This is a genomic window from Chloroflexota bacterium, assembly GCA_015478725.1.
Taxonomy (GTDB): domain Bacteria; phylum Chloroflexota; class Limnocylindria; order Limnocylindrales; family CSP1-4; genus C-114.
Window position 1 is genome coordinate 1 of record JADMIG010000125.1, and the last position, 1,297, is coordinate 1,297.

The window sequence follows — 1,297 nt, forward strand, 5'->3', positions numbered from 1 at the left end:
CTAGCAGGGTGTTGAAAAAAGTAGCTGAAACGGGATCGACTCGCGATCTGCGAGGGCGTACGATGGCATCGGTGGGTACGTGCAAGGAGGCGGCCGATGCGAGGGGACGCGACGCAGCAACTCGAGATGCTCAGCCCGGTGACGCCGGACACGCTCGTGCCGAAGGCTCATCCCATCCGCGAAATCCGGGCGCTCGTGGATCGAGCGCTGGGTGAGCTTTCGCCCGTGTTCGATGCGATGTACGCAGCAGCGGGGCGACCGTCGATCCCGCCGGAACAGTTGCTGAAGGCGATGCTCCTCCAAGCGTTCTACACGATCCGCAGTGAGCGCCAGCTCTGCGAACGCCTCCAGTACGATCTGCTCTTCAAGTGGTTTCTCGGCCTCAACATCGCCGACCCGGTCTTCGACCATTCGACCTTCTCGAAGAACCGTGAGCGTCTCCTGGAGCACGACGTCGCCGGTCGATTCTTCGAGGCGATCCGCAGCGAGGCGCGGCGACGTCACCTGCTGTCGTCCGAGCACTTTACCGTTGATGGGACGCTCCTCGAAGCGTGGGCGTCGCTGAAGAGCGTCCAGCCGCGCGACAGTGGTGGCGGGCCACCGAGCGGCAAGAATCCGGATGTGGACTTCCACGGGCAGCAGCGCAGAAACGAGACGCATGCTTCAACGACCGATCCGGAGGCGCGACTGGCGCGCAAGGGAAACGGCAAAGAGACGAAGCTGGCGTACGCCGGGCACGTCCTCATGGAGAACCGCCACGGGCTGATCGTGGAGATCATGCTCAACCAGGCGGACGGGCATGCCGAGCGAAACGCGGCACTCGACATGCTCGACCGGCAGGAACGCCCGCGCCGTGTCACGCTGGGGGCGGATAAGGGGTACGACACCGCGGACTTCACTGCCGCTTGCCGCGAGCGCGGCGTGACGCCGCACGTCACGCAGCATACGACGAACCGGAAGAGTCGTATCGATGATCGGGTGACGCGTCACTCCGGATACGCAGTGAGCCAACGCATCCGCAAACGCGTCGAGGAGATCTTCGGCTGGATCAAGACCATCGGCGGCGGCAGGAAGCTTCGCTACATCGGGCTTGAACGCAACCGGCTGTGGGCCACACTCACCGGCGCGGCCTTCAACATCATCCGCATGGCTCGCATCGAACAACAGACCGCCTAACCTCCTGCATCCGCCCGCCGCTTGCTGCAAGAGCCGCAAGAAGAGCGGATGAGATGAGGTCGCCCGCGGCTTCGCACGCCCCATCCGGCCTCCGAACGCCGTTTCTTCAACACCCTGCTAG

The 1,297-nt window shown here is 64.1% G+C and carries 1 protein-coding gene; it reads left to right on the forward strand.

The window, feature by feature from the left end; all coding sequences use genetic code 11:
- The first annotated feature begins 96 nt into the window (after positions 1-96).
- Positions 97-1,176, forward strand: coding sequence for an IS5 family transposase (locus IVW53_16065; GenBank protein ID MBF6607077.1), 1,080 nt, complete (start codon positions 97-99; stop codon positions 1,174-1,176).
- The last annotated feature ends 121 nt before the right edge of the window (positions 1,177-1,297 follow it).

Excerpts from the sequence above, each read along its gene's own strand:
- IVW53_16065 (MBF6607077.1), top strand. The coding sequence starts at position 97 with ATGCGAGGGGACGCGACGCAGCAACTCGAGATGCTCAGCCCGGTGACG.